Raw genomic sequence first — 5,090 nt, 5'->3', positions numbered from 1 at the left:
TGGGCAAGCCGAACCTGAAGACCTACGGCCTGATCACCGTCATCCCGGGCGAAACCGACGAAGAGGCCCAGGCCCGGATGGACTACTTCAACGCCGGTGTCGATAAGGAATGCCTGGCCGACATCGCCGCCGGCTACGAGCAGAACAAGAGCTTCAAGGAGCTCAGCGACTCCTCCAAGTCCCTCATCGGCGGCGAGAAGCAGAGCAGCGTCATGCCCGGCGAGCTCGTAGGCTCCTACGAAACCCTCGCCCGGCGCCTGGCCACCACCGTCCTGGAAGGCGAACTCGACGGGATCATGCTCGTCGTTCCCGACTACATCGACGACCTCGCCGCCGTCGCACAGCGGACCCTTCCGCTGATGGCCAAATACGGCGTCGAATGCCGGATCGGCACACCCGCCAACGTCTAAAACCCACCACGTATGTCCTGCCGAGAAAAACAGCCGGCAGGACATACGCCCGGAAGCATCAAATCAGGTCCAGTAGCTGGACTGCTTGCGCCATCACGGTTCCCTCCCCAACGGCATCCCCGACACGGCGCACCCCGCCTGCCGGACCCTGAAGTGCCCCATCAGATACACAATGTCTCCTTGCAGAAGCAAGAAAATCACCGCCATCAATAATTCTGACGGCACAGTTTTGCAATGGACCTCCTACCGGCCGCCAAGCAAAGAGCCGGTCACAGAGCGCGCAAGGCCTGCAGGAACATTGAGCCCAATCCCCATGCGCCTTCGGCCTGACGTCTCCCCTACCTCTATCAGGACCATGAATCCCTGATGCCCCATGCCCGCGATACCGGACTAACGGTCCCGTATTGGCTGCTACGGCTTCACCCACGCAAGCGATGCTCAACGTCGAGCCCGCAGCTGCTGAACCACATCTCCCACCTTCATTTGAAATGAGTTGACATGGCTGTATTCACACGACCAACAATCAAGGTCACCGCCTTGGCGCTTTTCACGACTCTCACCTTGGCCGCTTGCGGTGGTGCGAACACGTCCCCAGCATCCGTCGCCAAAGTAGATCTGGACGCCACGACGGCTTTCTTGGCCGATTTCAAAAATGTTGGCGCATTTCCCGTCACTGACCCCTTGGACAAGCTGCCAGCCCCAGGCTCCCAGGTTGTCTTCCTGGAGGCCGGAACTTCCGTTTCGACCCTGCAGGCAGCATCCCTAAAGGAGGCCGCAGAGGCGATGGGCGTGGAATACAAGTCGGTGTCTCTGGGAAGAACTGCAGAGAGCATTAACTCCGCGCTGAATTCCGTTGTTGAGATGAAGCCTGCAGGCGTAATTGCTGTGGCTGTGGACCCGGTCCTGTACGCATCCCAGCTGGAGGCCCTCCGCCAGGCCGGCACGGTAGTAGTAGGCGGTGCGCTCTCCAATGGCGAGGAATTTGGTTTCGGCACAGAAGTGCAGGGCGGCCCTGAGGACGTCGCGCAGACAGGGAAAGTCATGGTGGCTACTGCCTTGGCAAAGGGTGAAGGGAAAGTAACAGAGATCGTCTATTACAAGACGCCAGAGCTTGCCTTCACCACCTCGATGGAGAACGGAGTCAGGGAGAAGCTCGATGAACTTTGCGAGGGATGTAATCTGCGCGTGGTTGACATTCCTATAGCTCAGGTTGGCAATGCTGCTCCGCAGACGATCGTCAGTGACCTGCAGGCGAATCCGAAAACGCAGGCTGTCCTGGTCTCCTTTGACGAATTGCAGGTCGGGCTGCCCGCAGCGATGAACGTGGCTGGCATCAAGGCAATAACCGTAGGGCAAGCTCCGAGCGAGGCGAACTTCGAAGCAATCAAGAATGGCCAGCAGGACGCCACTGTCGCTTGGGATATCGACATCATGATGTGGACGATGCTCGACCAGATGGCACGCAAGATGGCGAACCAAGAATTGAGCGCGGCCCAGCAGGCCGGAATCCTCGTCAAACAAGTGCTGACTAAGGAAAATGTTCCTGCCGATGCAACCGACGGATGGAACGGATACCCGGACTACGCCGAGCGTTTCAAGACACTTTGGAAGAAGTAAACCGAGAAGCCCGCGACGGAGATACTCCTATGGTCGACACACCTAGATCAACCAGCCAACGGCTCCTTTCGATAACCGACCTTCGCAAAGAGTTCCCCGGGTTGGTGGCACTCAACAACGTCTCATTGGATGTGCACAGCGGCGAAATCGTGGCCGTCCTGGGCCATAACGGCTCTGGAAAATCCACCTTGGTCAAGATCCTTGCAGGCGTTTACAAAGCTGACGGCGGTACCGTCCAGCTCGGTGAGACCAACCATGACACGGAGATGCATTTCATCCACCAGGATCTCGGTCTTATCCCGGCCCTGACCGCCGTCGAAAATCTTTCTCTGGTCCGTGGGGAGGGTATGCGCTCACTCTCCCCCCACCGAAGGGCAGCGGAAAATAGCCGTACCAAAGAGAAACTTGCGCGCTTCGGGGCTGAGTTTGACGTCAACGTTCCGATCAGCAACCTAACGGCGGCCCAGCTGTCAATCATTGCAATCGCAAGGGCGCTTGACGGGTGGCAGCACGACCGAAACGTTCTTGTCCTGGACGAGCCCACTGAAGCCCTCCACAGCAGCGAAGTCGAAATCCTCTTCAAAGCAGTGAGAGCGATTGCTGAAGGTGGTGCCGGGGTCATTTTCATATCGCATCGGCTTGATGAGGTCATGAACCTCGCAGACCGTATTGTCGTCCTAAGAAACGGCACGAAGGTCACCGACACCCCGCGGGGCGATATGGACCATGCACAGCTGATTCGACTCGTCAGCGGAACTGACTCCACATACGGCGTTTCATCCAGGGGAGCTGACTGCAGCGGGGAACCGGCGTTGAGCGTCCGCGGGCTGACCGGGAACGTTGTCCGGAACATTGACCTGGAAATCCACCCAGGAGAAATTGTCGGCGTCGCGGGGGTCCTGGGCTCAGGCAGGGAAGAGATACCCTCTCTGCTGTTCGGGGCACAGCCCGGAACAGTTCAGGAGTTCAAACTCGCTGGCAGACCCCACGCACTGACAGGGCCAGAAGGCAGCATCAAGGCCGGGCTCGCATTCGTTCCAGGAGACCGCGCCCGGCATGGGGCCATCCTTGAATTGTCCGCACGGGAAAACCTCACGCTTCCGAGGCTCGGTCCCCTTCGCCGCATGTTTGGGCGGCTCGACACCAAAGCAGAACATGCGGAGGTGTCAGGGCTGATGGGCCAGTTCGGCGTCCGGCCAGGAACGCCGGAGCAGAAGCTGAGCTCATTTAGCGGCGGGAACCAACAGAAGATTGTTTTGTCCAAGTGGCTTCGAAACAAACCGAAAGTCCTGCTGCTTGAGGAACCCACCCAAGGCGTAGACGTAGGGGCCAAAGCCTCAATTTACGCCGCGGTAGCTGCCACTGCGGCAGAAGGGACTGCCGTCCTAGTGTGCTCATCGGATGCCAAAGAACTCGCGCAACTTTGCTCCCGCGTCTACGTCCTCCGAGAAGGAGAAACGGCAAGTGTGCTGACAGACGACGACGTCAACGAGACACTACTCATTCGTGAGGGCTACGGCGTCGTAGCCGATCTCACTGCATCCAGTTCGAAGGAAAATTGACATGCCCGAGTCGCTGAAACTGATCGACGAGCAACAAGCCGGACAACAGGGAAACCAGGCACCGGAAAACCAGCCTCAAAAGATGGCCCGAACTAAGCGGACACTGACAGCCCAGCTGCGCCAAACCCTGTCCTTCAGAAATATCAGCGCGGTTTACATACTGCTGGCCATATGTATCATCTTCGGCCTCTGGATTCCCGATTCATTTCTTTCGCCCGGGGTCTGGCGAACCCTGCTCGACGCCCAGGCTGTGACAGCTCTTGCCGCGCTTGCGGCGCTAATACCCCTTGTAGCGGGGAGCTTCAACTTGGCGGTCGGCGCTGAAGTAGGCCTCGGCGGCATCCTCGTTGCCGCTCTAATTTCCAAGCAAGGCCTTCCACCTGCACAGGCGATAGCCCTGACCCTGCTGATCGGAGCACTCCTAGGCCTTGTGTCAGGGCTCATCATCACCCGCGCAAAGATCGATTCCTTTATCGCAACACTCGGCATGAGCTCCATCCTGCTCGCAGGTATCGCATGGACCTCAGGCAGTCGGCAGATTCTGAACCTAGGTGAAGAATTCCGTGCCCTCGCGGTGACGCAGATCCTCGGTGTAACGCTTCCGGTATACATAGTCCTCGTTGTGGCGCTTGTAGCGTGGTATGTGCTCGAAAAAACTCCAGTCGGCCGACGCATGTACGCAACCGGGTTCAACGCCCAGGGCGCGCGCCTGGCTGGTGTGAACACCGACCGGATGATTGTCGGAAGCCTCATGGCAGGAGGCGTACTTGCAGCACTGGCCGGCTCTATTCTCGCTTCACGAATCAACGCCGGAGATCCAACAGTTGGACCCAGCGTTCTGCTCCCCGCACTAACTGCCGTCTTTCTCGGTTCCACTCAATTCCGCGGGGGTCGTTTCAACGTGTGGGGCACGATCCTCGCCGTCTATGTCCTGGCAACGGGCATCAAAGGTCTCCAGCTTGTAGGAGCACCTATCTGGATCACCGAACTGTTCAATGGCCTTGCGCTGCTACTCGCCGTAGGCCTGTCCAAGTATGAAAAAACATCACGGCGGGCAGGGGCAATATCCCGCATCTTCAAGCGCACCAGTGATAAACCCGTAAAGGACGCTCACGCTGCAGAGCGCACAGGCAGTTGACATCAGCGTGGGAACAATCCCCGCAACAGCCTTGAAATAGAGAATGCTAAATTTGGCTGCTTGTAGACTGCCGCCACCCGAACCATTGGGTGGCGGCAGCCCGTGCGTGGTCTAGAACTAAGCTGCGACCCGCAGGCCGGAAGAGCGTAGTCATGGCCGTTGCTGGGTTCAGCTTGAGTCGCCGGCATGTAAGACTGCCTCGAATAGCAGCCCCTACCCATCGGCTAAGGCGTAGAAAACCCACCCGAACCGATATCTCGCTCTTGTGGCTGTCGGAATGATTGTGTTATGCTCTTTTCAGGCAATGTGACCTCCACCACTAGCGGTTCTTCCGGTTCCGCGGTGGGAGGGTGCATCTGTCCA

4 protein-coding genes are annotated in these 5,090 nt (G+C 58.3%); all 4 read left to right on the top strand.

The window, feature by feature from the left end; all coding sequences use genetic code 11:
* On the top strand, positions 1-410 hold a 410-nt coding region (locus tag AC5RTT_RS19555; protein WP_494146564.1), incomplete at its 5' end, for a hypothetical protein.
* A gap of 498 nt (positions 411-908) precedes the next feature.
* Positions 909-2,027, top strand: a complete 1,119-nt coding sequence (locus tag AC5RTT_RS19550; RefSeq protein ID WP_494146563.1) for a sugar ABC transporter substrate-binding protein — start codon at positions 909-911, stop codon at positions 2,025-2,027.
* Between the two features lie 29 nt (positions 2,028-2,056).
* Complete coding sequence (locus AC5RTT_RS19545) at positions 2,057-3,589, top strand: sugar ABC transporter ATP-binding protein (protein WP_494146562.1); 1,533 nt, start codon at positions 2,057-2,059, stop codon at positions 3,587-3,589.
* A gap of 1 nt (position 3,590) precedes the next feature.
* Positions 3,591-4,727, top strand: a complete 1,137-nt coding sequence (locus AC5RTT_RS19540; protein WP_494146561.1) for an ABC transporter permease — start codon at positions 3,591-3,593, stop codon at positions 4,725-4,727.
* Positions 4,728-5,090 lie beyond the last annotated feature (363 nt).

It is taken from the genome of Arthrobacter sp. Y3221157, assembly GCF_059089865.1.
Note: the sequence above shows the minus strand (reverse complement) of the source record. Positions and strands in the feature narration are given on the sequence as shown.

Excerpts from the sequence above, each read along its gene's own strand:
- AC5RTT_RS19540 (WP_494146561.1), top strand. The coding sequence starts at position 3,591 with ATGCCCGAGTCGCTGAAACTGATCGACGAGCAACAAGCCGGACAACAG.
- AC5RTT_RS19545 (WP_494146562.1), top strand. The coding sequence starts at position 2,057 with ATGGTCGACACACCTAGATCAACCAGCCAACGGCTCCTTTCGATAACC.
- AC5RTT_RS19550 (WP_494146563.1), top strand. The coding sequence starts at position 909 with ATGGCTGTATTCACACGACCAACAATCAAGGTCACCGCCTTGGCGCTT.